Raw genomic sequence first — 25945 nt, forward strand, 5'->3', positions numbered from 1 at the left:
GGCTTGGGGTGCGGCTCGTACGAGTCCTCGTCGTGGATGTCAGGCATAGCGGATCCTCGGGTCCAGGACCGCGTAGAGCAGGTCGACGAGCAGGCTGGCGACGAGGTAGACGATCACCAGGACGGTGACGATGCCGACCACCGTCGGGCCTTCCTTCTGGTTGATCGCCCGGTACAGGACGTTGCCGATGCCCTGCACGTTGAAGATCCCCTCGGTGACGATGGCGCCGCCCATCAGCGCGCCGAGGTCCGTGCCGAGGAAGGTGACCACCGGGATCAGCGAGTTGCGCAGCAGGTGGCGGGTGATAATGGTCCGCCGGGGCAGGCCCTTGGCGACCGCCGTGCGCATGTAGTCGGCCCGCAGGTTCTCGCCGATGGACGTGCGGGTGAGCCGCGCCACGAACGCGAGCGAGAGCGAGCCGAGCACGATCGCGGGCAGGATCAGCTGGGAGATGTCGGTGGAGTCCTGCACGGTCGGGGTGACCCAGCCCAGGTTGGTCGCGAAGATCGTCTGGGCGATGTAGGCCAGCACGAAGACCGGGATCGAGATCACCAGCAGGGTGAGGACCAGCACCGCGGTGTCCCGGATGCTGCCGCGCCGCAGGCCGGAGACGACGCCGAGGAGCAGGCCGAAGATCACCTCGAAGCCGAAGGCCAGCAGGGCGAGCCGGATGGTCACCGGGAAGGCGTCCGCCATGATGTCGGTGACGGGGCGGCCGGTGAAGCTGGTGCCGAAGTCGCCCTGGAAGAGGTTGCCCATGTAGTGCAGGTACTGCTTCCAGACCGGCTGGTCGAGGTAGTACTTGTGTTTGATGCTGGCCACCACCGCGGGGTCGGCGGCCTTCTGGCCGAACAGGGCCGAGACCGGATCGCCCGGCAGCGTGTAGACCATCAGGAAGATCAACAGCGTGGCGCCGAAGAACACCGGGATCATCTGCAGCACCCGCCGCAGTACGTAACTGCCCATCCGAGCCTCCTTCCTAGGTGCGCGACCGGCCGGGACGGTCGGCCGGGAGGGCCGGGCCCCGCCCTCCGTGCGGGGAGGGCGGGGCCGGCGCGGGGGGCCTGGTCAGCCCTTGACCTCGACCTGGGTCCAGGCCGGGTTGCCGAAGGAGTCGAACATGACGTTCTGCACGTTGGTGGAGTAGCCCGAGTTGGTGCGGTAGTACCAGAGCGGGATGGCGGGCATCCCGCTCGGCAGCACCCCCTCGGCCTGCTGGTAGCCGGTCACCGTGTCGGAGATGTTGGGGGCCTCGTCCGCCTTGGTGGCGTCCGCGTCGAACTGCGGGTCGCTGTAGCCGAAGTCGTTGGACGCGGCGCCGGTGCGGTAGACGTCGGACAGGAAGTTGGCGTTCAGCGGGTAGTCCTGCACCCAGCCGGTCCGGAAGGCGCCGGTGACCTGGTGCCCGGTGATCGCCGCCCGGGCCGTCTTGAAGTCGGGCTTCGGGTCCCCGGTGCACTCGACGCCGGTGTTCTGCCGGATCGAGTTGCAGACCGCGTCGACCCACTCCTTGTGGCCGCCGTCCGCGTTGTACGTGATGGTCAGCTTGTTGCCGGGGACACCGCCGCCCTCGGTGATCAGCTGTTTGGCCTTGGCCGGGTCGAAGTTGCAGAAGTCGCCGCAGGTGCCGGCCTTGTAGCCCTCGACGCCGTCGGCCACCCAGGCGGAGGCGGGCGCGCGCGACCCCTGCAGCACCGTCTTGGTGATGGTGTTGCGGTCGATCGCCATCGACAGGCCCTGGCGCACCTTGGCCTTCTCCGGCGGGGCCCAGTCGGCCTGGTAGAGCGGGAAGCCGATGTTCTGGATGGCGCCCTGCGGGGAGTCGATCGCCCGGTCCCCGAGGTCGCTCTTGTAGGTGGCCAGCGCGGACGGCGGCACCTGGTCCATCACGTCGAGGTTGTTGGACTGCAGGTCCGCGTAGGCGGCCTCGGACGTGTTGTACATCTTGAAGACGACGCCGCCGTTCTTCGGCTTGTCCACGCCCTGGTAGTCCGGGAAGGTCTTGGTGACCACCTGCTGGTTGTGCGACCAGCTGACGAACTGGTACGGGCCGTTGCCCACCGGCTTCTGGCCGTACCCGGCCGGGTCGTTGAAGAAGCCGTCCGGCAGCGGCGAGAAGGCGATGTAGCCGAGCTTGTACTCGAAGTACGAGACCTTGTTGACCAGCTTGATGGTGAAGCCCAGGTCACCGGTGACGGTCAGGCCGGACATCTTGGTGGTGGTCGGCTGGCCGCTGGCCGGGTGGACGTCCTTGTAGCCCTCGATGTCCGAGAACCAGGAGCTGTTGATCTGGTTGTTGCTGGCGGTCGCCGCCCAGTTCCAGGCGTCGACGAAGTTCTTGGCGTGCACCGGGGTGCCGTCGTGGAACTTCCAGCCGTCGTTCAGGGTCACCGTGAAGGTCTGCGAGTCGCTGGTGTCGATCGACTTCGCCACCTGCATGCGGATCTTCGCGTTGCTCGGGTCGTAGTCCACGAGCCCCTTGAAGAGGTTCTGGATGATGCGACCACCGCCGACCTCGTTCGCGTTGGCGGGCTGCAACGGGTTCTGCGGCTCGCTGCTCTGGTAGCTGAAGGTCTTGCTGGTGTCCGACGAGCTGCTGCCTCCGCCGCCGCTGCTGCACCCGGTGGCCACCAGGACCACGGATGTCGCAGCGGCGAGGACCCAACGAGCGCGGGCGGCTACGGGCATGGAGGTCCCTCCTCATGGTGTGTGTCGCATCACACCCCATGAGAAGCGCGCCCCGGCGACGGCGCGAGTCGGGTACCCCCGGACGGGTGCAGGACCCCGCCCGCCGAGTTGACGGAACGACGGAAGGGCCCGCGGCGCGTGGCCGCGGGCCCTTCCGGGTGCCTCGTGAGGAGCGGGGATCAGGCGGCGGCCGTCTCCCGGACCTCGGCGAAGTGACAGGCCGACTGGTGCGCGGCCGGGCCCTCCAGGACCGAGGGCACCGCGAGCAGCGGGACCTCGGTGGAGCAGCGCTCCTCGGCCTTCCAGCAGCGGGTGCGGAAGCGGCAGCCCGACGGCGGGTTGGCCGGCGAGGGGATGTCGCCGCTCAGGATGATCCGGTCGCGCGACTCGCGCGCGGTCGGGTCCGGCACCGGCACGGCGGACAGCAGCGCCTGGGTGTACGGGTGGGTGGCGTTCTCGTAGATCTCCTCGTCGCTGCCGATCTCGACCATCTTGCCGAGGTACATCACGCCGACGCGGTCGGAGATGTGCCGGACGATGGAGAGGTCGTGCGCGATGAACATGTAGGAGAGCTCGAAGTCGCTCTGCAGCTGCTCGAGCAGGTTGATCACCTGCGCCTGGACGGAGACGTCCAGGGCGGAGACCGGCTCGTCGCAGATGATGATCTCGGGCTTGAGCGCGAGGCCGCGGGCGATGCCGATGCGCTGGCGCTGGCCGCCGGAGAACTGGTGCGGGTACCGGTTGATGTACTCCGGGTTCAGACCCACGACGTCCAGGAGGTCCTGGACGGCCTTGCGGCGGTCGCCCTTGGGCGCCACCTCGGGGTGGATCTCGAAGGGCTCCCCGATGATGTCGCCGACCGTCATGCGCGGGTTCAGCGAGGTGTACGGGTCCTGGAACACCATCTGGATGTTGCGGCGGACGGCCTTGAGGCCGGCACCGCTGAGCTTGGAGATGTCCTCGCCCTTGAAGAGCACCTGGCCGGAGGTGGCCCGCTCCAGGTTCATCAGCACCTTGGCCAGCGTGGACTTGCCACAGCCGGACTCGCCGACGATGCCGAGCGTCTCGCCCCGCATCAGGTCGAAGGAGATGCCGTCGACCGCCTTGACCGCGCCGACCTGCTTCTTGAAGAGGATGCCCTGGGTCAGCGGGTAGTGCTTGACCAGGTCCTTGACCTCCAGGATGGGCTCAGCCATGGAGGGTCTCCTTCCAGAGGTGGCACGCGCTGCGGCGGCCGGTGAGCTCCTTGCCGTCCTTGTCGGTCACCTGGTGCAGCGCCGGGATCTCCGTGCGGCACAGGTCGGTGGCGACGTCACAGCGGGGGTTGAACGCGCAGCCGGCCGGGACCTTCAGCAGGTTCGGGGGCAGGCCCTTGATCGCGTAGAGCTCCTGGCCCTTCTGGTCCAGGCGCGGGATCGAGCGGAGCAGGCCCTTGGTGTACGGGTGCGCCGGGTTGGCGTACAGCTCGCGCACCGGGGCGGTCTCGACGATCCGGCCCGCGTACATCACGGCGATCTTGTCCGCGACGTCGGCGACGACGCCGAGGTCGTGGGTGATCAGGATCAGGCCCATGTTGTACTCGGCCTGCAGCTCGGCGAGCAGGTCCATCACCTGGGCCTGGACGGTGACGTCCAGGGCGGTGGTGGGCTCGTCCGCGATGATCAGGTCGGGCTCCATGGAGAGCGCCATGGCGATCATGATGCGCTGGCGCATGCCGCCGGAGAACTGGTGCGGGTAGTCGCCGACGCGCTGCCTGGCGGCGGGGATGCGCACCCGCTCCATCAGCTCGACGGCCTTCTCCCGGGCCTCCTTCTTGGAGGCGCCGCGGTGCACCCGGAACATCTCGCCCAGCTGGGCGCCGACGGTCATGACGGGGTTGAGCGAGGACAGCGCGTCCTGGAAGATCATCGCGATCTTCTGGCCGCGGATGAGCCGGCGCTCCTCCTCCTTCATGGCCAGCATGTCCTGGCCGCGGTAGAGGATCTGGCCCTGGCTGATCTTGCCGGGCGGCATGTCCAGGATGCCCATGATGGTCTGGGCGGTCACCGACTTGCCGGAGCCGGACTCGCCGAGCACCGCGAGGGTCTCGCCGGCGGCCACGGAGTAGTTGACGCCGTTCACGGCCTTGGCGACGCCGTCCCGGGTGTGGAACTCCACGTGGAGGTCCTTGACCTCCAGCAGCGGGGTGCCGATTTCGAGCCGGCCGCTCTTCTGGTTCTTCTCGATCACGGTGGTCATCGGGTCGTCACCTCTTCTCTCAGCGGAGCTTCGGGTCGAGGGCGTCGCGGACCGCGTCGCCGAGCATGATGAAGGCCAGCACGGTGACGCTCAGGACCGCAGCGGGGAAGAGCAGCACGTGCGGGGCCGCCAGGAAGCGCACCTGGGCGTCGCTGATCATCAGGCCCCAGGAGATCTCCGGGGACTGGACGCCGATGCCCAGGTAGGACAGCGCGGCCTCGGCACCGATGTAGACGCCCAGGCTGATCGCGGCGACGACGATGACCGGCGCGATGGCGTTCGGCAGGATGTGCCGGAAGGTGATCCGGCCGGCGCCGGCGCCCAGGGCGCGGGCGGCCATCACGTAGTCGTTGTTCTTGTTGGCCAGCACCGAGGCGCGCATGATGCGGAAGATCTGCGGCCAGCCGAGGACGGCCATCACCAGCGAGACGGTGTAGGCGTTGCCCTTGCCGAGCATCGACATGATCAGCATGCCGCCGAGCAGGGTCGGGATCGAGAAGAAGATCTCGGTGAAGCGGGACAGGATCGAGTCGATCACCCCGCCCTTCCAACCGGCCAGCAGGCCCAGCAGCGAGCCGACCAGGGTGACCGTGGTGGTGGTCAGGATGCCGACGATGATCGAGTTGCGGGCACCCCAGATGGTGCGGGTGTAGTTGTCGCAACCCTGGACGTCGTAACCGAACCAGTGCTCGGCGCTCGGACGCTCCAGCGAGTGCGACAGGTCGCACGCGCCGTTGGAGAACGGGCTGCCGTCGGTGAACCACTGCGGCACGATCGAGATGACGATCAGCGCCAGCACCAGCACGCCGCCGATGATGAACAGCGGGTTGCGGCGCAGGTCGCGGACGGCGTCCGACCAGAGGCTGGCGACGCGCTCCGGCTTCGCCTTCGCCGGCGCGGCCTTCGGGCTGTTGTCCCCGGCCGGCGCCGAGGCGTCCTTGGTGATGGTCTCACTCATAGCGAATCCTCGGGTCGAGCACGGCGTACAGCATGTCCACGAGCAGGGTGGTCACGAGGTAGATCATCACCAGCAGCGTGACGACGCCGACGATGATCGTGCCCTGCTTCTGGTACACGGCCTGGGCGAGCAGACCGCCGATGCCGTGGATGTTGAAGATCTTCTCGGTGATCACCGCGCCGCCCATCAGGCCACCGAGGTCGGCGCCGAGGAACGTGACGATCGGGATCAGCGCGTTGCGCAGGGCGTGACGGCCGATCACCCGACGGCGTTTCAGACCCTTGGCGACCGCGGTGCGGACGTAGTCCGCGCGCATGGTCTCCATCAGGCTGGTGCGGGTCAGACGGGCGACGTACGCCAGCGAGAGCGAGGCGAGCACGAAGGCCGGCAGCAGGTAGGCCCGCAGGCCGTCGTCCTCGTTGAACGAGACCGAGAAGAAGTCGATGCCGTACGAGTTCTTCAGCTGGACGCCGAGCACCAGCTGGAGGATGAAGCCCGTGACGAAGACCGGGACGGAGATGACCAGCAGCGTGCTGATGAGGACCAGCTGGTCGAGGAACTTGCCCTTGCGAAGGGCCGCCATGACGCCCGCCGCCACACCGACGACCGCCTCGATGATGAATGCCACCAGGGCGAGGTTCATGGTGTAGGGGAACGCGTCGCCGATCATTTCGCTCACCGAGCGACCGGTCAGGCTCTCACCCAGGTTGCCCTGGAAGACGCCCGAGATGTAGTTCCAGTACTGAACGAGGAACGGGTCGTTCAGGTGGTACTTCTGACGGATCATCTCCGCCACGATCGGGTCGGCACGCTTCTCGCCCGCCAGGGCCTGCACCGGGTCACCGGGCAGGTAGTGGACGAGCGCGTAGATCAGCAGCGTCGCGCCGAGCAGGACAGGGATTGCCTGTATCAGTCGGCGGATCACATAGCGGCCCATCAGACCTCCATACTTTCGGACAAGGAAGGGAGGCGGGCAGAGCCGGACTGTGGTCCGGTCCACCCGCCCCCATTCGTCTGACTACCGGATCAGCCGGCCAGCTCGACTTCGGCCAGGTTGTAACGCGACTGGGCGTCGGTGTCGAAGTTCTTGATCTTCTTCGTGTACGCCGCCGAGGCCTGGTAGCTGTAGACCGGGATGTACGGCATCTCCTTGATGAGGATGTCGTCGGCCTGCTGGTAGAGCTTGATGCCCTCGTCCTCGGTCTTCGCCTGGTCGGCCTGGTTCAGCAGGTTCTCGAAGTCCTCGTTAACGTAGCCGCCGTAGTTCGAGCCGCTCTCGATCGCGACCTTCGAGAAGATCGGACGGAGGTAGTTCTCGATCGACGGGTAGTCCATCTGCCACGCCATGCGGAAGGCGCCCTGGTACTGCTTGGCCTGCAGCGCGTCCAGGATCTTGCCGAACTTCTCGAACGGCTTGAAGGTGACCTCGACGCCGAGGTTCTTCTTCAGCTGGTTGCCGACGGCCTCGATCCACTCCTTGTGGCCGCCGTCGGCGTTGTAGCCGAGCTCCAGGGTGTTGTTCGGCAGACCGCCGGCCTGGGTGAAGAGGTCCTTGGCCTTCGCCGGGTCGTACTTGCAGGCGTCGCCGCAGGCGTCCTTGCGGTAGCCGTTGATCAGCGGGCTGATGAAGTCCGAGGCCGGGACGCGGGTGCCGGCGAAGATCGTCTTGGTGATCTGGTCCCGGTCGATCGCCATCGAGATCGCCTTGCGGATCTCGGGCTTGGCGTAGGCCGGGTTGTAGGCGATCGGGAAGCCGATGTAACCGACGCCCGACTCCGGCTTGTTGATGTAGCGGTCACCGAACTCGCTGGCCACGGAGGACATGGCGGAGATCGGGAGCTTGTTGGTGGCCTGGATGTTGTCGGCGCGCAGGTCGTTGTACGCGGTGTCCAGGTTGTCGTAGATCTTGAACGTGACGTTCTGCAGCTTGGCCTTGGTGCCGCCGTAGTTGTCGAATCGCTTGATCTTGATCTGCTTGTTGTGCTCCCAGGCGCCGTCCATCTGGAACGGGCCGTCACCGATCGGGTTCTCGCCGAAGGCCTTCGGGTCGGCGAAGAACGCGTCGGGCAGCGGGTAGAACGCGCTGTAGCCCAGCATGGTCTTGAACTGGGAGAACGGGTTCTTCAGGGTGACGGTGAAGGTCTTGTCGTCGACGACCTTCAGGCCCGACAGCTCGGTGGCGGTGGGCTTCTTGTCCTTGCCCGGGGCCAGCTGCTCGGAGCCCTCGATCTTGTCGAAGAACGGCATGCCCTCGGCGGCGTTGTCCTGGTTGGCGCCCCAGTTCCAGGCCTTCACGAAGGACTTGGAGGTGACCTTCTCACCGTTGTGGAAGGTGTAGCCGTCCTTGAGCTTGATCGTCCAGACCTTGGAGTCCGTGGTCTCGATCGACTCGGCCACCTGCAGGCGCGGGGCGTTGGTCTTCTTGTCGTAGTCGACCAGACCGGTGAACAGCGCGTAGAGGACCTGGTTGCCCTCGGACTCGGCGGTGTTCTGCGGGATCAGACCCTTCTGCGGCTCACCGAGCTGGACGGCGATGCTGCCGCCGCCGGACGCGGCCTTGTCGCTGCTCTTCGAGCTCGTGCTGCAAGCGGTCGCCGCAAGGGCGATCGCGGTAGCCGCGACAACCCACTTGGTCGTGGTTGCACCGCGCATGGGGGATGCCTCCTGAAATCGACTATCCAACGAGGAGAGCACCGCGGAAGGTTGATACCGGATCCGCTGTGCCGTCCGCGCTCGTGGTTTCGGCGCGCACCCCTGCGCGTTAACCCTTGACCCGAGCCTGACTGGCTCCACTATCCGTCACGCACGGACACGAAAGTGACCAATGCCGATCTCAATTAGGTCACATGAACGGTCGGTAAGTTTCGAAAACCGGACATAAGAGACATAGCCAGACAGGTACCAAACGGACAGTCGTCATGCATGACGGAGTGTCGTGTTCGCTCAGCGGACACCCGGCTGTGGTAAGCGATATTCCGTTTATACGCGCGTCGACAACTTGCGGTAGTTGAAAAAGTTCGCCCCCCTCTCCATCGGAAAGGGGGGCGAACTTTCGGCCAAAGGCCGTTCAGGACGACCTGATCACGCCTTCTTGGCGCGCGAAGCGGTGCGCCCGCGGTCCTTCTGGTCCAGCACGACCTTACGGATGCGAACCGTCTCCGGGGTCACCTCGATGCACTCGTCCTCGCGGCAGAACTCCAGCGACTGCTCCAGCGAGAGCTTGCGCGGCGGGACGATCGACTCCGCGACGTCGGCGTTCGACGACCGCATGTTGGTGAGCTTCTTCTCCTTGGTGATGTTCACGTCCATGTCGTCGGAGCGCGAGTTCTCACCGACGATCATGCCCTCGTACACCTCGGTGCCCGGCTCGCAGAAGAGCACGCCGCGCTCCTGCAGGTTGGTCATCGCGAAGGCGGTCACCACACCGGCGCGGTCGGCGACCAGCGAGCCGTTGTTGCGGGTGGACAGCTGGCCGAACCACGGCTCGTGGCCCTCGTGGATCGAGTGCGCGATGCCGGTGCCGCGGGTGCTGGTCAGGAACTCGGTGCGGAAGCCGATCAGGCCGCGGGACGGCACCACGAACTCCATCCGGACCCAGCCCGAGCCGTGGTTGGACATGTTGTCCATCCGGCCCTTGCGGACGCCCATGAGCTGCGTGACCGCGCCCATGTGCTCCTCCGGCACGTCCACGGTCAGTCGCTCGACCGGCTCGTGGGTCTTGCCGTTGACCTCCTTGGTGACCACCTGCGGCTTGCCGACGGTCAGCTCGAAGCCCTCGCGGCGCATGGTCTCGATCAGGATGGCCAGCGCCAGCTCACCGCGGCCCTGCACCTCCCAGGCGTCCGGGCGCTCGGTGTCCAGCACGCGCAGCGACACGTTACCGATCAGCTCGCGGTCCAGGCGGTCCTTCACCTGGCGGGCGGTGACCTTGCGGTCCACCTTGGCGCCGGACTTGGCGTCCGCGCCCTTGCCGCTGCCGCCGCGGCCGACCAGCGGCGAGGTGTTGGTGCCGATGGTCATCGAGATGGCCGGCTCGTCCACCGTGATCAGCGGCAGGGCGATCGGGTTCTCGGTGTCGGCGAGGGTCTCGCCGATCATGATCTCGGAGATGCCGGCGACGGCGCAGATGTCACCCGGGCCCGCCACCTCGGCCGGCTTGCGGGTGAGCGCCTCGGTCATCAGCAGCTCGGAGATGCGGACGTTCTGGATCGAGCCGTCGCGCTTGATCCAGGCCACGGTCTGGCCCTTGCGCAGCTCGCCCTGCTCGACGCGCAGCAGCGCGATGCGGCCGAGGAAGTTGTCGGCGTCGAGGTTGGTGACGTGGGCCTGCAGCGGCGCGTCCTCCTCGTACGTCGGCGCGGGGACGTGCTCCAGCAGGGTGGAGAAGAACGGCTCCAGGCTGGTGCTGTCGGCCGGGACGGTGCCGTTCTCCGGCTTGGTCAGCGAGGCGACGCCGTCACGGGCGCAGGCGTAGACGATCGGGAACTCGATCTGGTCCTCGTCCGCGTCCAGGTCCAGGAACAGGTCGTAGGTCTCGTTGATGACCTCGTCGATCCGGGAGTCCGGGCGGTCCGTCTTGTTGATGCAGAGGATGACGGGCAGGCGCGCGGTGAGCGCCTTGCGGAGCACGAAGCGGGTCTGCGGCAGCGGACCCTCGGAGGCGTCGACCAGCAGGACGACCGCGTCCACCATCGACAGACCGCGCTCGACCTCGCCACCGAAGTCGGCGTGGCCCGGGGTGTCGATGATGTTGATGGTGATCGGCGCGCCACCGTCCTTGGGGTGGTACTTGACGGCGGTGTTCTTCGCGAGAATGGTGATGCCCTTCTCGCGCTCCAGGTCGTTCGAGTCCATCATCCGGTCGTCCAGCTGCTGGTGGGCGGCGAAGGCGCCGGCCTGCTTCAGCATGGCGTCGACCAGGGTGGTCTTGCCGTGGTCGACGTGGGCGACGATGGCGACGTTGCGGATGTCGTTGCGCGTGGGCATGCCTAGCTGATTCTCCCGGAATCGTGGGTTGCGGCGCCCGGCCGCGAGACGCCGACCTGCGATCCCTGTTGATCGCCGCCGCCCGTTCCGCCTGCTACTACCGGTCCACCCGCCGGGCATATGGACATGCCTCGGCTTCCTCCTATCGTACGGGGAACCGCCCAGGTGAGCAGAAACGACCAGGTCGGGCGGGATCAAGATCACAGCTGGATCACGTCCGGGGCCCCGTCCTAGGCGTTCCGGCCGATGTCCTGGAAGCGCGGCCAGGCGAAGCCCCAGGCGCCGGCGCCGGCGAGGTCCGTGCGGACGCCGACCAGCTCGGGCCGCTGGTAGAGGGGCACCGAGTGCCCGAGCTGCCAGATCCGGACGTCCGCCTCCTGGAGGAGGTCGAGGCGGGCGGCGGGGTCGAGTTCGGCGGCGGCGCGGTCGAAGAGCCGGTCGATCTCCTCGGTGCCGCTGCGGCCGTAGTTGCCGCCGGGGTCGAGGGCGCCGTCGGCGTCGGGCCGGGGCTTGGCGTAGGCGGGCCGCTGCTCGCCCGCGGGGCTGGCGCCGGCCGGCCAGGAGAACAGGGCGAGGTCGTAGTCCCCGGCGGCGAGGTGGTCCCGGACGAAGGTGTCGGCGGGCGCGGTGACCGCCCGCACCGCCACGCCGGACTCGGCGAGGTCGGCGGTGAGCGCCTCGGCGGTGCGCCCGGCGGTCGCGGAGCCGGCCGGGACGAGCAGGGTGAGGGCGAGCTCCCGGCCGTCCTTGGCCCGGGTGCGGCCGGCGCCGGGGCGCTTCCAGCCGGCCCGGTCGAGCAGCCGGGCGGCGGCGTCGGGGCCGGCGGCCGCGCTGTTGTCGCGGTAGCCGTCCTGGTCGCCGGCGAGCAGGTGGCTGCCGAGCGGGGCGGCGGGCAGACCGAGCGGGCCGAGTGCCGCCTCGGCGATCCGCCGACGGTCGACGGCGCGGACGAGGGCGCGGCGCAGGGCCGGGTCGGTGAGCGGGGCGCGGGCGGCGTTGAGGGTGAGCTGGGTGAGCGAGGCGGCGGCGGCCCGGTGGACGGTGACGCCGGGCAGCGCCTCGGCCCGCCGCAGGGCCCGCGCCGCCGCCTCCGGTGCGGCGGCGGGCGGCACGGGGGCGGGCGGCACCGCGCCGGGGACGGGTACGGGGGTGAGCCCGGCCGGGGCGGTGGCGGGCGCGGGCGCCGCCCGGTCGACCGCCGCGGTGAGCGGGGCGATGTCCAGCCGGTCCTGGTCGAGGGCGTCGAGGCGCCGCTCGGGCGGTGTGGCGAGGAAGTCGATCCGGTCGCTCTTCGGCCGGTCGCCCCACCACAGCGGGTTGCGGACGACGGTGACCGTCCCGCCGGCGGCGTCGTAGCGGGACACCGCGTACGGACCGGCGGTCGGGTGGGGCCCGCCCGTCAGCGGCCGGTTGAAGGCGTCCGCGGTGGCGGTCTCGGCGGCCGGGTAGAGCGGCCCGAACAGGGCGCGCCACTCGGCGCAGGGCCGCCGGAAGGTGACCCTGACCTCGTGCGGGTCGGCGCCCGCGGTGATCGAGTCGATGGCGTCGTACCCGGCCGGGTGGGCGCCCCGGTAGGCGGGGTCGAGGCCGGAGAGGGCGGCCCGCTGCGCGGTGAGGTCGGCGGCGGAGAGCGGGGTGCCGTCGCTCCAGACGGCGTGCCGGTTGAGCCGGTAGGTGACGACCTGGGGCAGCCGCCCGGGCGGGGTGGACTCGGCGCCCTCCAGGTAGTCCGGGTCGGGGACGAGCCGGCCGTGCTCGTCGGGCCGGAACAGCGAGGGGTAGAGGGCGTGGGCGATCAGCGCCGAGTCGGCGGTCGCGGCGTCCTGGTAGACGTCGAGGGTGGCCGGGACGCCGTCGACGGCCCAGCGCAGCGTGCCGCCGTCCCGCACGTCGGTGCGGTCGGCGGGCCGGACGTCCCCGGTGCTGGTGGTCGGGTCGGCCGAGGTGGGTGCGGGGGCGGGGGCCGGGGTGCGGGCCGGGGCCTGGTCCTCGGAGCAGCCGCCGAGGACGGCGGCGAGCAGCAGCGCGGCGGCTGCGGCGGTGAGCTGGCGGACGCGCATGGCGGCCATGGAACGCCGACCGGGCGCCCCGCCCGGGGCCGACACGGCGGCCGCCGGGCGACTGCACCCGGACGGCCGATCCGGCTACAGCCCCAGCTCGAACCAGACGATCTTGCCCTTGGGCGTGCGCCGGCTGCCCCAGCGCTCGGCCAGCAGGCTGACCAGCTGCAGGCCGCGCCCGCCCTCGTCGGTCTCCTGGGCGCGCCGCTGCCGGGGCTGGGCGTAGCCGTCGTCCCAGACCTCGCAGACCATGCTGCGCTCGCGCAGCAGTCGCAGCCGGATCTCGCCCCGGCCGTGCTTGAGCGCGTTGGTGACGAGTTCGCTGACCAGCAGTTCGGTGGTGTCGACGAGCTCGTCCAGGCCGCGGGCGAGCAGCCAGCTGCAGGCCAGTTCTCGGGCCTTGGCGACGGAGGTCGGCTCGGGCGGCAGGAACCAGTTGCCGACGGCGTCCTCGGGGAAGGCGTGCACCTTGGCCATCAGCAGGGCGATGTCGTCCTCGCCGTGGTGCGGGTTGAGCTCGCCGAGGACGTGGTCGCAGAGGTTCTCCAGGCTCCGGCCCTCGGCGGAGAGCGCGGTGCGGAAGGCGCGCAGGCCCTCGTCCAGCTGGTGCTTGCGGCTCTCCACCAGGCCGTCGGTGTAGAGGCCGAGGACGGCGCCGTCGGGGAGGGTCAGCTCGACCTCCTCGAAGGGCTCGCCGCCGACGCCGAGCGGCAGGCCGGGCGGTACGTCGAGCATCCGGGCGGGTTCGCCGGGGCTGAGCAGGACGGGCGGCAGGTGGCCGGCGTTGGCGAAGACGCAGCGCCGGGTGACGGCGTCGTAGACCGCGTAGACGCAGGTGGCCAGGTAGACCTCGCGGGCCTCCTCGTCGGCCGTGGAGGTGAGCCGGCCGTACTGGGTGGGCGGGCTGGCGGGCGCGGAGTCGTCGCCGAGGCCGCGGGCGATCTCGTCGAGGGCGCCGAGCACCTCGGCGGGGTCGAGGTCGAGCATGGCGAGGGTGCGGACGGCGGTGCGCAGCTGCCCCATGGCGACGGCCGCGCGCAGGCCGCGGCCCATGACGTCGCCGATGACGAGGGCGGTGCGGTTGCCGGGCAGCGGGATGACGTCGAACCAGTCGCCGCCGACCTCGGTGTTGTTGTTGCTGGGCAGGTAGCGGCAGGCGATCTCCAGGCCGCTGGCGGCCGGGTTGCCCGGGGGCAGCAGGCTGCGCTGGAGGATCAGGGCGCGCTCGTGCTCGCGGCGGTAGAGCCGGGCGTTGTCGATGCAGACGGCGGCTCGGGCGACGAGTTCCTCGGCGATGGCGACGTCGCGGGCGTCGAAGGGCTCGCTGCCGATGGCGCGGGACAGCTGGACGAGTCCGAGCACCTGGTCGCGGGCGACCAGCGGGACGATCAGCGTGGAGCGCAGCAGTGGGTCGGGGCCGGGCTCGGGGATGACGCTGCGGCCGGTGCGCAGCGCCCTGGCGTGCGGGGAGCGGCGCGGGTAACAGAGGGTCCCGCCGGCTTCGGCGATGGGCAGGCCGGTGACCGAACCGAGGACGGAGGAGGCTCCGCCGACGACGCTGGAGACGGCGACCCGGCGCAGTTCGCCGCTGCCGTCGGTGAGCACGGTGTCACCCAGGCGGCCGGCGCTGGGGACGGTCTCGCCGGAGAGCAGCGCGGTGTAGAGGTCGACGGTGGCGAGGTCGCAGAACGGCGGGACGACGACGTCGAGCAGTTCCTTGGCGGTGGTCTCCAGGTCGAGGGTGGAGCCGATGTGCGCGCTGGCCTCGTTGAGCAGGGCGAGGTTGCGGCGCACGCCGTCGGCCTCGCGCTCGGCGACGTGCCGGCTGGTGACGTCGGAGACCTGCCCGGCGACGCCGATGGGCTGTCCGGCGGTGCCGTTGAGCCGGTACAGCGAGACGGCCCAGAGCCGGTTGCCCTCGCGGGTGGGGACGGCGCCGTGGAAGCGCAGGTCGAAGACGGGTTCGCCGGTGGCGAGGACCTTGCGCAGGGCGGCGGTGAGCCGGTCGGCCTCGGAGGGCGGGAAGAGGTCGTGCGGGGTGAGGCCCTCGAGGTCGGTGGGGGCCAGGCCCATGCCGGAGGCGAAGGCGTCGTTGACCCGCTGCAGGCGCAGCCGGTCGTCGAACAGGATGAAGCCGGTGGGCGTCTGGCCGAAGACGGCCTCGGAGGCGGCGAGGTCGGTCTCGATGCGGCGCAGCCGGCCGAGGTCGACGGCGAGGCAGGTGGCCCCTGCGGTGGGCAGGGCGCTGTCGGGCATCAGGTAGAGCTCGGCGAGGCCCTCGCCGCCGGCGGCGTCCCGGTAGGGGGTGGTGCCGACCCACTCCTCGCCGGCCAGGGTGCGCTCCAGCCGGGCGCGGCCGCGCTGCCAGAGTTCGCGGGGGACGAAGGTGGTGATCGGGTCGGCGCCGACGGCGTCGGGGGCGGGGACGCCGAAGAACTCGGCGGCGCGCTCGCTCCACTGGCTGATCCGCCCGTCGGGGCCGATCGCGAAGGTGGCGACCCGGATGTAGTCGTAGATCGAGCCCGGGTCGCCGGCACCCCACGGGTGGCCGTCGGCCGCCGGGCGGCCGGTGCGGATGCGGCTCGCGCCGTCGCCGCCCGCCTGGGCGGCGCGCACGGGCAGCTGTGGTGCGCCGACCTGCCCGGGCACGGCGGCATGACCGCTGCTGCTCGGCGCGTTCCGCGCCGGGGTGCTGTTCAACGGACCGACCCCTCCAACCCGCGACCGTCCGGATGTCGAGAAGACCGAGTATTCATCATCGAGGGGTACGTTCACACGCCCTCAACATCACAACATCAGATCGGGCGAAGGTTTTTGTCCTACCGCCCGCGCAACCACAATGCCACGCCCGCGCCCCCTTCCGGAGCGCGCGCTCCCCCCGGCCGCCTACCGGCACGTGCCGCACTGTTCTCCTCGTCTCCGGCCCGGCGCGCACACCCTCGGTGGTCCGCTCGCCGCGCCCCGCTCACGACCCGTCGGGCTCATTACCCGGCAGCGCCTGCTCGAACCAGACCACCTTGCCGATCCCCTCGGCCCGGGCGCCCCAGCGCAGGGCCAGCCGGCGGACCAGCTCCAGGCCCCGGCCGCCCTCGTCGGCCTCGGCCGCGTGGCGCTCCCGGGGCGGGTCGGGCAGCGGGTCGGAGATCTCGACCAGCAGCGTCTCGCCGAGGGTCAGGCGCACCCCGATGGGGGCGCTGGCGTACCGGACGGCGTTCGTGACCAGCTCGCTGACCAGCAGCTCGGCGACGTCGGTGAGCTGCTCGACGCCCCACTCCGCGAGGGTGGAGCGCACCAGCCGGCGGGCCCGGGAGACGGCGGTGGGCTCGGCGGGCAGGGTCCAGCCCGCGGTCGGGGTGCCGGCCTGTCCGTGGCCGAGCCGGGCGAGCAGCAGCGCCACGTCGTCGGGCTCGCGGCCCTGTTCCATGGTGTCCAGCACCGCCTCGCAGGCGGCCTGGATGGAGGCGTGCGGGGCCTGGAGCACGGTGACCAGCCGGCCGAGGCCGACGTCGAGGTCCTTGTCCCGGGACTCGACGAGGCCGTCGGTGCAGAGGGCGAGCAGGCTGCCCTCGGGGATCTTCAGCTCGACGGACTCGAACGGGACGCCGCCGACGCCGAGCGGGGCGCCGGAGGGCAGGTCGAGGATCCGTCCGGTGCCGCCGGGCAGCGGGCCGCCGGTCCGGGTCGGTTCCTCGCCCTCCTCGCCCGGCACCACCAGGACGGGCGGGATGTGTCCGGCCTTGGCGACGGTGAGCCTGGCCGTCCCCGGATCGAACACGGCGTAGACGCAGGTGGCGAGCAGGGCCTCGTCCGGCCCCTGGGCCAGGTCGTCGGCCAGCTCGTGGACGTGCCGCAGCAGGACGTCCGGCGGCAGGTCGAGGGCGGCCAGCACCCGGACGGCGGTGCGCAGCCGGCCCATGGTGGCCGCGGCCCGCAGGCCGTGGCCCATCACGTCGCCGACCACCAGGGCGGTGCGGTCGCCGGGCAGCGGGATGACGTCGAACCAGTCGCCGCCGACCTCGGTGCCGCTGCTGCCGGGCACGTACCGGTAGGCGACCTCGACGCCGGTGGGCTGCGGGACCTGCTGCGGGAGCAGGGTGCGCTGGAGGGTGAGCGCGGCGGTGCGCTCACGGGCGTAGAGGCGGGCGTTGTCGAGCGAGCTGCCGGCCCGGTCGGCCAGCTCGACGGTGAAGGCCAGGTCGTCCCGGTCGAAGCCCTCGCGGTAGCCGGCCCGGCTGACCAGCAGCAGGCCGATCACGATGCCGCGGGCGCGCAGCGGCACGACCAGCATCGAGTGCACGCCCAGGTCGTGCGCGGCCTGCATCTTCGGATCGCCCGGGTAGGTGACGTCGTCGAGCTGGTCGGCTCCGGAGAGCAGCTCGGGGACGCCGGTGCGCAGCACCCGCCCGCAGGCGGAGTCCTCGGCGAAGGTGATCCGGGCGCCGCGGCGGAGCATCACCTCGACCTCGGGGCCGTCCTGGACGGAGGCGGTGCCGAGCTGGAGCAGCGAGGTGCGCCGGTCGTGGCCGTGCCGGGGCAGGTCGTCACCGTGCGCGACGGCCTGCAGCAGGATCACCGCGGAGTGGTCGGTGAGGCGGGGGACGACGGAGCTGGCGAGTTCCTGGGCGATCCGGGAGGCGTCGAGCAGGTCGCCGACCCGGGAGCCGAACTCGTTGAGCAGCGAGAGCCGGCGCCGGGCGTGCTCGACCTTGGCGACGGCCCGGTAGCGCTCGGTCACGTCCATCACGGTGCCGGAGATGCCGAGCACCCGGCCGGCACGGTCGGTCATCCGGCTGTAGGAGATCGAGCGGTAGCCCGAGCGGGCGGTGACCGGGGAGGCGAGGGTGACGTCGATGACGGGCTCGCCGGTGGCCAGCACCTGGCGCTGGATGGCGGTGATCTCGTCGGCGGCCCGTTCGGGGAGGGTCTCGCCGGTGGTCCGGCCGACGTGGTCGTCGGTGGCGACGCCGTTCATCTCGGCGAGGGTCTGGTTGACGGCGGTGTAGCGCAGGTCGGTGTCCAGGATGGCGATGCCCAGCGGGGACTGCTCGAACAGGGCGTCGCGGACGGCGAGGTCCCGCTCGACGGCCCGGACGGCGGCCGCCTCGGCCAGGCTGACCTGCAGGAACGGGGTGCCGTCGCCGTCCACCAGGAGGGAGATCCGGGCCTCGACGGCGACGGGTGCGCCGTCCCGGTCGCGCAGTTCGGCGTTGCCCGCCCAGCGGCCGTTGCGCAGGGTGTCCTGGACCGCGGAACGGATCCGGGAGACCTGCTCCTGGTCGGGGATCAGTTCCTCGATCCGGCGGCCGACCAGCAGCTCGTTCGGCCAGCCGAGGAGTTCCTCGGCGGCCGGGCTCCAGAGGACCACCCGCCCGGCGGTGTCCAGGATCGCGATGGCGACCTTCAGCATGTCCAGCAGGCTGCCCTCGGTCGGTGCGCCGGTGCCGCGCGGGGCGTCCGAGGGGCCGCCGGGGAAGGGCCGGCCGGGGCGGCTGCGCAGGCCGGGCTGGGCGCCCGGGTCGGGCACGGCCAGGGCGGGGCCCGGCTGCTCGGGGCCCGGGACGTCGGGGCCCTCGCCGGTCTCCCGCCGGCGGCGGCCGACCGGGGGCTGCGGGGTGCCGGGCGGGGTGCCCCGGCGCAGCCGGGCGCGGGCGGCGGCGCTCCCTGCGGCGCCCGGCCGCCGTGCTCCCGCGCCGCCGTTCCCGGTACTCGACACCGACGGGGCCTCCGGCTCTGGTCGGGATCGGCGTCGCCGGCTGGGGCGGCTCACCGATGGTGACGAATGGTCCCGAAACGTGACATACCCAGCAGGACCCAGGCTATCCCGGACGGCGGGTCGTCTTGTCCGATTGACCTACCCCGTGCCCAGCGCGTCGCACCCCGACACGCGGGCGGGCGCACCGGTCGGTCCGTCGGGTCAGCCGGCCAGCAACCGGGCGACGTGCGGCAGGACGTCCCGGTCGTGGTCGATCCAGTCGACGCCCTCCAGCTCGGCGGGCCCGAGCCAGCGCAGCTCGTCGTGGTCCTCCAGCGGACGCGGGTCACCGGCGAGCAGCTCGGCCGCCCAGAACCGCAGCTCCAGGCCCGGCCGGACGGTCCAGGCGCCCGGCAGCCGCCGCAGCGCCCGGGCCCGGACGCCCAGCTCCTCCAGCAGCTCCCGCTCCAGCGCCTGCGCCTCGGTCTCGCCCTGCTCGGCCTTCCCGCCCGGGAACTCCCAGCGCCCGGCCACCGACGCGGGCGCGCTGCGCCGGGCGGCGAGCACCCGCCCGCGGTGGATGAGCGCGCCGCCGACGACGATCCTGGTTCCGGTGGGGGTCCCGCTGGCCTGGTCCATGGCCCCGACCCTACGGCGTGGGCGCGCCCGCCCCCGGCCGGCCCGGGCCCCGGTCGCCCCCGGGCGCACCCGCGGCCTCGTCCTCGACCCAGTACAGCTGCTTGTGGCCGCGGGCCTCGAACTCGGCCGCCAGCCGTTCCGCCTCGGCCCGTTCCAGCCCCCCGGCGACGAGGTAACGGTTGCCGTTGTCGTCCTGGCGCATCACCCGAAAGGCGTCCATGGCGGGAGCGTATCCCCGGCCGGCGTGGGGGTCTGGCCGGGGATCCGCCGCCGCGAGGCTACGCGCGGCGCGCTACCGGCGAGTACGGGCGGTGTTAACGGCGGGTAACCGAATCCGCCGCGGGCGGGCGGCGTCTCAGACCTGGAGGTCGGGCACCTGCTCGCCGGTGGACAGGCCGAGCCCGCGCCGGATCTCCACGCTGAGCGGCACCGTCTTGGTCACCAGCGCCCTGGCCCGGCGGACGTCGCCCTCCAGGTCGGCGCCGGCGGCCGCGGCGTCCCAGGAGCCGGCGGCCGCCCGCTGGGCGGCGGCCAGCCGGTCGACCGTCGGCTTGACCTCGGCCGGCCACCCGGTCGAGTCCTTGCCCAGCGCCGTAGCCTCGGCGTGCGAGGCCAGGGCCATCAGCCGGGCCCAGTCCCGGTACTCGGACGGCGCGTCGGCGACGGACTTCTTCGGCTGCTTCCCGTAGACGTCGTTGAAGCCGCGGACGGCGTCCAGGTAGGCCAGCTGGGCGGGGGTCAGCTTGCTCCGGTCGGTGCGGACCGTCCCCAGGTGGTCCCCTTCGCGGTCCTCGAAGGCGCAGGTCACGTAGCGCTCGCCGGACTTCCAGTTGCCCTGGGTCGGGTAGAGGTAGACGTCGTCCATGCCGTCCGGGACGGCCCACTGGTCGAGCGCGTAGTCGTCGAGCACCTTGCGGCACAGCTCGGCGGCCACCTCGCGGACCCGGCTCTCGCCCGGGTAGGACGGACCGTGGGGGGACGGGATCATGGCCGTCCCGGCCACCTCGCCGTGGTGCGGGGCGGAGCACGGCACCCGGCGCACCCAGAACAGCGTCTCGTCGCCGCCCGCGGGATCCCTCCGGCTGCCGTTCTCGGGGGTGTTGTAGCAGTCCCCGGACTTCAGCGCGGCCCAGGCGACCGAGCCGGCCGGGGCCTTCGGGGGCCGGCCCGACCGGTCGTCCGGGCCGTCGACGGACAGCCCGACGACGGCCAGGGACATCAGCGCCGTCCCGACCCCGCCGAGCACCAGGCCGGTCAGCGCCATCCCGAAGCCGCGCTCGCCGCGGCGGTTGATCTGGACCAGCCCGATGATGCCGAACAGCAGGGCCAGCGGCGCCACCAGGACCAGGCCGGTGACCAGGGAGGCGGCCGCGAAGCCGTTGGTGGCGGGGGCGGCCTGGGGATAGGCGAAGCCGGGCTGGAAGCCGGACTGGGCGGCCGGGGGCACCGCGGCCCAGCCGCCACGGGTGGGCGGCGTGGGCGCGGGCTGGGGGGCCGGCCACGGCGCGGCGGGCACGGCGGGTGCGGGGGGCCCGGCGGGCGCGGCCCACGGGTCGGCGGGCGCGTCGGCGGACGGGGACGGCTCCGGGGCAGCGGTGGGCACGGGCGGGGCGGGCTGGGCGGGTGCCGCGTCGGCCGGCTTGCGCAGGTCCACCGCGGCGGGCTCCGGCCCCGACACGGGCGGCTCGGACTCAGGCTTGGACACGTGGACTCCCCCGGCCCGCCGGTACGGGCATCAGCTCGGCAGTGCGACTCGTCGGCCCGCCCCCGGCAGCGGGCCGGAGCGGCCCGAAGGAGTCCGGGTCGAGCGGACGCGCGACTTTATCCGATCTTTCCGAACGTCCGCGCGAACGTTTTCCCCGGTCCACCGCGCACCGGGCGGCCGACGGCCGCCACCCGTCGACCGCGGGAGCACCCGCCCGGCCCGCCGCGCCGCCGGCCACGCAGTCAGCCGCGTCGTCAGCCGCGCGCCAGGATCTCGCCGTGCAGCATCGAGAACCAGCCGTCGTCCTCGGCGGTCCACTCCCGCCAGCCGGCCGCGATCGACTCCAGCTCGGCCCGGTCCGCCAGCCCCCGCTCCACCGCCGCCCGGCCGATCGCCGTGCCCGTCACCCGGTCCGCCCACATCCCGCCCCACCAGGCCCGCTGCCCGGGCGTCGCGTACGTCCAGGTGCTCGCGCCCGCCGTGACGTCGGCGAAGCCCGCCGCCCGGGCCCAGGACAGCAGCCGCCGCCCGGCGTCCGGCTCGCCGCCGTTGGCCCGGGCGATCCGCTCGTACAGCTCCAGCCAGCGGTCCAGCGCCGGCGCCTCGGGGAACCAGGTCATCGAGGCGTAGTCGACGTCCCGGGCCGCGACCACGCCGCTCGGCGCCGCCACCCGGCGCATCTCCCGCAGCGCGGTGACCGGGTCGGCCACGTGCTGCAGCACCTGGTGGGCGTGCACGACGTCGAACCCGCCGTCCCGGAAGGGCAGCCGGTGCACGTCGGCGACCTCGAAGACGACGTTGGCCAGGCCGCGTTCGGCCACGTACCCGGCGGCCTGCGCCAGCACCTCGGCGGAGGTGTCGACGGCCACCACCCGCCCGGTCGGGCCGACCAGTTCGGCCAGGTCGGCGGTGATCGTGCCGGGGCCGCAACCGATGTCCAACAGGACCTGCCCCGGGCGCAGTTCGGGCAGCAGGTAGGCGGCGGAGTCGGCCGCCGTCCGGGAGCGGTGCGAGCGCAGCACCGCCTCCTGGTGACCGTGGGTGTAGACGACGGGCTGCTGTCCGGTCATGGGATCCCCCCTGGGACGTGGTCGGTTCCGCGACACTCCGAACGCTAGCCGGTCATCCACATTCCGAGAAGATTCGTCTCATTCCTCGAACACTCGACCGCCCCGGCACCCACGCCGGCCGTACCGTGGAGGCCCACCCGACAGAACGGTCACCCGCCATGCCCGGCCAGCGCCCCTTCGTCCTGCTGAGCGCCGCCGTGTCGCTCGACGGACACCTCGACGACGCCTCCCCCGAACGCCTGCTGCTCTCCAACCGGGCCGACTTCGACCGGGTCGACGCGGAGCGCGCGGCCGCCGACGCGGTCCTGGTCGGCGGCAACACGCTGCGCACCGACAACCCGCGCCTGCTGGTCAACGACCCCGACCGCCGGGCCGCCCGGCTCGCGGCCGGCCGCCCCGCGTACCCGTTGAAGGTGACGCTCAGCGCGAGCGGCGCCCTCGACGCCGGCCTGCGCTTCTGGCACACCGGGGGCGCCAAGCTCGCCTACACCACCGACGCCGGCGCGGCGGTGCTGCGCCCCCGCCTGGACGGCCTGGCCGACGTGGTGGCGCTCGGCGGGTCGGTGGACCTCGGCACGGTGCTGGACGACCTGGGCGCGCGGGGGGTGCGCCGGCTGATGGTCGAGGGCGGCAGCGGGGTGCACACCCAGTTCCTCGCGCAGGGGCTTGCCGACGAACTGCAGCTGGCCGTCGCCCCGCTGCTGGTCGGCCAGGCCGGGGCGCCGCGGTTCGTCCGCCCGGCCGCCTTCCCCGGCGGACCGGCCCGGAGGATGCGCCTGCTGGAGGCGCGTACGGTGGGCGACGTCGTCCTGCTCAGGTACGCCCCGAAGGAGTCCGCCGCGTGACCACCGACCTCGACCACCTGCGCCGGGCCGTCGAACTCTCCCGCAGCTGCCCGCCGTCCGAGACCGCCTTCTCGGTCGGCGCGGTGATCGTCGGCGCCGACGGCTCGGTGCTGGCGGAGGGCTACAGCCGGGAGGTCGACGCGCACGCCCACGCCGAGGAGGCGGCCCTCGGCAAGCTCCCGGCCGACGACCCGCGGCTGCGCGGCGCGACCGTGTACAGCTCGCTGGAACCGTGCGGCCGACGGGCCTCGCGGCCGGTGCCGTGCGCCCGGCTGCTCATCGCGGCGGGCGTGCCGCGGGTGGTGGTGGCGTGGCGCGAGCCGGACCTCTTCGTCACCGACTGCCAGGGGGCCGCGCTGCTGGAGGCGGCGGGGGTCGAGGTGGTGGAGCTGCCGGAGCTCGCCGAGGAGGCCAGGGCGGTCAACGCCCACTTGCTCGGATGATCTTTTGTATCATCGAGGAACAAACGACTCAGCCCTGCGTCGTCCGTCCGCCGCGCCCGCGAGGAGCCTCCCCATGCCCGCCGCCCCGATCCAGCTGACCGCCCACGCCCTCCTCCTCGACATGGACGGCACCCTGGTCAACTCCGACGCCGTCGTGGAGCGGTGCTGGGGCCGCTGGGCCGAACGGCAGGGCCTCGACCCCGCCGCCGTCCTGGCCGTCGCCCACGGCCGCCAGGGCCACGCGACCATGGCCGCCCTCCTCCCCGACCGCCCCGTCGAGGTCAACCTCGCCGAGAACCGTCGGATGCTCGCCGAGGAGCGCGCCGACACCGACGGCGTCGTCCCCGTGCCCGGGGCTCCCGCCTTCCTGACCGCCCTCGCCGACCTGCCGCACGCCCTGGTCACCTCCGCCGACGAGCCGCTCGCCACCGTCCGGATGGCCGCCGCCGGCCTGCCGCTGCCGCCCGTCCTGATCACCGCCGAGTCCGTCGGCGCCAGCAAGCCCGACCCGGAGGGCTTCCTCAAGGGCGCCGCCGCCCTCGGCCACGCCCCCGCCGACTGCCTCGCCTTCGAGGACTCCGGCGCCGGCATCGAGGCCGCCCGCGCGGCCGGCGTGCGCGTCGTCGGCATCGGCCCGCGCGCCCTCGCCCACCGCCCCGACGCCCACGCCGACACCCTCCGGGACGTCACCGTCACCGCCGGCCCCGACGGCACCCTGACCGTCACCGTCCGCCGCTGACCGGTGCGTCCGGCACGGTCACCCGTCCGGCGCGGTCACCCGTCCGGCGCGGTCACCCGCGCTGGATGCCCGCCGCGTCGAGCAGCAGGCCCTTGCGGCCGCTGCGCAGCTGGGCGACCAGGGCGGTGCCGCGGGCCTCGAGCGCGAGGTACCACGACCCCGGCAGCAGGACTCCGACCGGCTCCCGGGCCGTCGCCCCGAACAGCGGACGCACCTCCGGAACCGCGAACCAGAACGGCTGGAAGTCCGGGCTCGGACCGGTCGCCGAAGCGGCGTCGATCAGCTTGGACAGCCGGCGCACGTCCCCGGCGCGGCCCTTGGTCCCCCGCCGGACACCGTGCGTCGTACGGAGCAGCCCCCGGGCGGTGGCCGACGCCTGGACGAGCAGGCCCTGGCCCCGATGCTGCAGGGCCAGGTAGCACCGCCCCGCCTCCAGCACCCCCACCCTGCGGTCCGAACCGTCCTCCGCCATCAACGGGTGGTGTTCGAGCGGCAGCACGAACCAGAACGGCACGAAGTCGACCTCCCCGGCCTCCGCGTGGTCGGTGCCGTCCCGCTGGATCCCGCTCAGGTCGAGCAACAGTCCCTGCGTTCCGTCCGGGAGCTGGACGACCAGGGCGGCCCCCCGCTCCTCGACACCGAGGTACCAGGTGCCCGGCCGAACCTCGCCCACCGGATTCCACGACCCGTCCAGTGCGAGCAGCGGACGGGTCGCGGGCACCGCCAGCCAGTACGGCGAGAACTCCGGCTCCGCGGCCTCCGGTCCCCCGTCCTCCGGCTCCGCGGCCTCCGGCGGGTCGGCGTTGCCGTTCTGGATCCCGTCGACGTCGAGCAGGAACCCCGTCGTGCCGTCCGCCAGCTGCACCCGCAGGGCGCCGCCCTGCCCGTCGACGGCCAGGTACCACGTCCCCGGCTCCACCACACCGACGGGCTCCAGCGAGCCCTCCCCGAAGAGCTCGCGCGCCACCGGCACCGCGAGCCAGAACAGCGCGAAGTCCGGATCCGGCTTGGCCGCCAGCACCGCCACCAGCCGGGCCGCCTGACGCAGCTTCTCCCGGGCGTCCGCCTCCGCCGTCCGGCGCCGCTCCTCGCCCGCGCGCCGTTCGCCGTGCCCCGGCGCGCCGCTCGGCGCCGGCCGCACCGCGGCGGCCCGGTTGCGGGCGATCGCGATCCGGCTGCCGTCGTCCCGGCTGCGCTTCTGCGGTATCGGCCGGGACTTCTCCGAGAGCCGCTGCGCCAGCTGCCGGAAGAGGGTCTCCATGTCGAGCAGGTCCGGCCCGCCGGGCAGCCCCGCCTCCAGCAGCCCGATGAGTTCCCCGCTGAAGGCCGTGTAGCGCTCCCCGGGAGGCGCGAGGGCGGCCCTGGTCGCCGAGGTCGCGGTGAGCACCACGCTGCCGTTGATCACGGCCTGGTCGGCGATGTGCTCACCCGCGCTCATCGCGCCGGCCAGCGCCCGGCCGCTGTAGCAGCAGTCCAGCACCACCACCGTGCGCCGGGCCCGGGCCTGCGGGTCGAGCACCGCGCGCCGCAGGGACTCGTACCGCAGCGCGGTGTACTCGGAGTCGCGGACGGTGTCCGGCAGGGTCAGGTGCAGCTCGTCCGTGTAGTCGTCCGTCAGGCCGTGGCCGGCGTAGTAGACCAGCAGGGTGTCGGTGGCCTCGCGCGCCTTCTCCCGGACGGTGTCCAGCACCTGCCGCGCGCTGCCCGGCTGGGCGATCACCGTGCACGCCCCGGCGGGCAGCCCCCACACCGCCGGGTCGGTGAGCACCCTGCGCAGCGCCTCCAGGTTCGCCGCCACGGCCGGCAGCCCTTCCAGGTGGAGGTAGTCGTGGACCCCGATGAGCACGGCCGCCGACCGGCCCGGGTCCGCCAGTGCGGCCAC

At 72.3% G+C, this 25945-nt stretch carries 17 protein-coding genes and 1 pseudogene; 2 read left to right on the top strand and 16 right to left on the bottom strand.

Annotated features, from left to right (window positions below; genetic code table 11):
- Positions 1 to 39: 39 nt before the first annotated feature.
- The 15 genes from AB0N04_RS13400 to AB0N04_RS13470 form a co-directional block, all read right to left on the bottom strand.
- Positions 40 to 966, bottom strand: a complete 927-nt coding sequence (locus tag AB0N04_RS13400) for an ABC transporter permease (RefSeq protein WP_360210812.1) — start codon at positions 964 to 966, stop codon at positions 40 to 42.
- 102 nt (positions 967 to 1068) lie between these two features.
- Positions 1069 to 2688, bottom strand: coding sequence for an ABC transporter substrate-binding protein (locus AB0N04_RS13405; RefSeq protein WP_360210814.1), 1620 nt, complete (start codon positions 2686 to 2688; stop codon positions 1069 to 1071).
- 179 nt (positions 2689 to 2867) lie between these two features.
- A complete protein-coding gene (locus AB0N04_RS13410) occupies positions 2868 to 3884 on the bottom strand; it encodes a dipeptide ABC transporter ATP-binding protein (protein ID WP_360210816.1) in 1017 nt (338 codons plus the stop codon).
- On the bottom strand, positions 3877 to 4926 hold the full coding sequence (locus AB0N04_RS13415; protein WP_360210818.1) for an ABC transporter ATP-binding protein: 1050 nt from the start codon (positions 4924 to 4926) through the stop codon (positions 3877 to 3879). The genes AB0N04_RS13410 and AB0N04_RS13415 overlap by 8 nt, the downstream gene beginning before the upstream one ends.
- A gap of 19 nt (positions 4927 to 4945) precedes the next feature.
- Positions 4946 to 5884, bottom strand: a complete 939-nt coding sequence (locus AB0N04_RS13420) for an ABC transporter permease (protein WP_360210820.1) — start codon at positions 5882 to 5884, stop codon at positions 4946 to 4948.
- On the bottom strand, positions 5877 to 6821 hold the full coding sequence (locus tag AB0N04_RS13425; RefSeq protein WP_360210822.1) for an ABC transporter permease: 945 nt from the start codon (positions 6819 to 6821) through the stop codon (positions 5877 to 5879). The genes AB0N04_RS13420 and AB0N04_RS13425 overlap by 8 nt, the downstream gene beginning before the upstream one ends.
- A gap of 89 nt (positions 6822 to 6910) precedes the next feature.
- Positions 6911 to 8536, bottom strand: a complete 1626-nt coding sequence (locus AB0N04_RS13430; protein WP_360210824.1) for an ABC transporter substrate-binding protein — start codon at positions 8534 to 8536, stop codon at positions 6911 to 6913.
- A gap of 429 nt (positions 8537 to 8965) precedes the next feature.
- Positions 8966 to 10870, bottom strand: a complete 1905-nt coding sequence (typA, locus tag AB0N04_RS13435) for a translational GTPase TypA (RefSeq protein WP_360210826.1) — start codon at positions 10868 to 10870, stop codon at positions 8966 to 8968.
- 230 nt (positions 10871 to 11100) lie between these two features.
- Positions 11101 to 12930, bottom strand: a complete 1830-nt coding sequence (locus tag AB0N04_RS13440) for an ABC transporter family substrate-binding protein (protein WP_360210828.1) — start codon at positions 12928 to 12930, stop codon at positions 11101 to 11103.
- Between the two features lie 84 nt (positions 12931 to 13014).
- The gene (locus AB0N04_RS13445) at positions 13015 to 15507 is read right to left on the bottom strand and encodes a SpoIIE family protein phosphatase (protein WP_360210970.1); all 2493 of its coding nucleotides are present in this window, start codon (positions 15505 to 15507) and stop codon (positions 13015 to 13017) included.
- A 388-nt stretch (positions 15508 to 15895) separates the two neighbouring features.
- Positions 15896 to 18643, bottom strand: coding sequence for a SpoIIE family protein phosphatase (locus tag AB0N04_RS13450; RefSeq protein WP_360210830.1), 2748 nt, complete (start codon positions 18641 to 18643; stop codon positions 15896 to 15898).
- Positions 18644 to 18844: 201 nt separating this feature from the next.
- Positions 18845 to 19261, bottom strand: a complete 417-nt coding sequence (locus AB0N04_RS13455; RefSeq protein ID WP_360210832.1) for an NUDIX domain-containing protein — start codon at positions 19259 to 19261, stop codon at positions 18845 to 18847.
- Between the two features lie 10 nt (positions 19262 to 19271).
- Positions 19272 to 19481, bottom strand: coding sequence for an SPOR domain-containing protein (locus tag AB0N04_RS13460; RefSeq protein ID WP_360210834.1), 210 nt, complete (start codon positions 19479 to 19481; stop codon positions 19272 to 19274).
- Between the two features lie 135 nt (positions 19482 to 19616).
- Positions 19617 to 20966 carry a DUF4190 domain-containing protein gene (locus tag AB0N04_RS13465; protein ID WP_360210836.1) on the bottom strand — a complete coding sequence of 450 codons (1350 nt, stop codon included), beginning with the start codon at positions 20964 to 20966 and terminating at the stop codon, positions 19617 to 19619.
- 254 nt (positions 20967 to 21220) lie between these two features.
- Positions 21221 to 22036, bottom strand: a complete 816-nt coding sequence (locus AB0N04_RS13470; protein WP_360210838.1) for a methyltransferase domain-containing protein — start codon at positions 22034 to 22036, stop codon at positions 21221 to 21223.
- A gap of 158 nt (positions 22037 to 22194) precedes the next feature.
- Between AB0N04_RS13470 and AB0N04_RS13475 the strand changes: the two are divergent.
- Together AB0N04_RS13475 and AB0N04_RS13480 are read left to right on the top strand one after the other, a co-directional pair.
- Positions 22195 to 23324 (top strand): annotated as a pseudogene (locus AB0N04_RS13475) (dihydrofolate reductase family protein).
- 73 nt (positions 23325 to 23397) lie between these two features.
- A complete protein-coding gene (locus AB0N04_RS13480; RefSeq protein ID WP_360210840.1) occupies positions 23398 to 24063 on the top strand; it encodes an HAD-IA family hydrolase in 666 nt (221 codons plus the stop codon).
- 52 nt (positions 24064 to 24115) lie between these two features.
- Here AB0N04_RS13480 and AB0N04_RS13485 read toward each other — a convergent pair whose 3' ends face one another.
- On the bottom strand, positions 24116 to 25945 hold the full coding sequence (locus tag AB0N04_RS13485; RefSeq protein ID WP_360210842.1) for a caspase family protein: 1830 nt from the start codon (positions 25943 to 25945) through the stop codon (positions 24116 to 24118).

The sequence above is a fragment of the Kitasatospora sp. NPDC051702 genome, assembly GCF_040681575.1.
Classification (GTDB): Bacteria; Actinomycetota; Actinomycetes; order Streptomycetales; family Streptomycetaceae; genus Kitasatospora.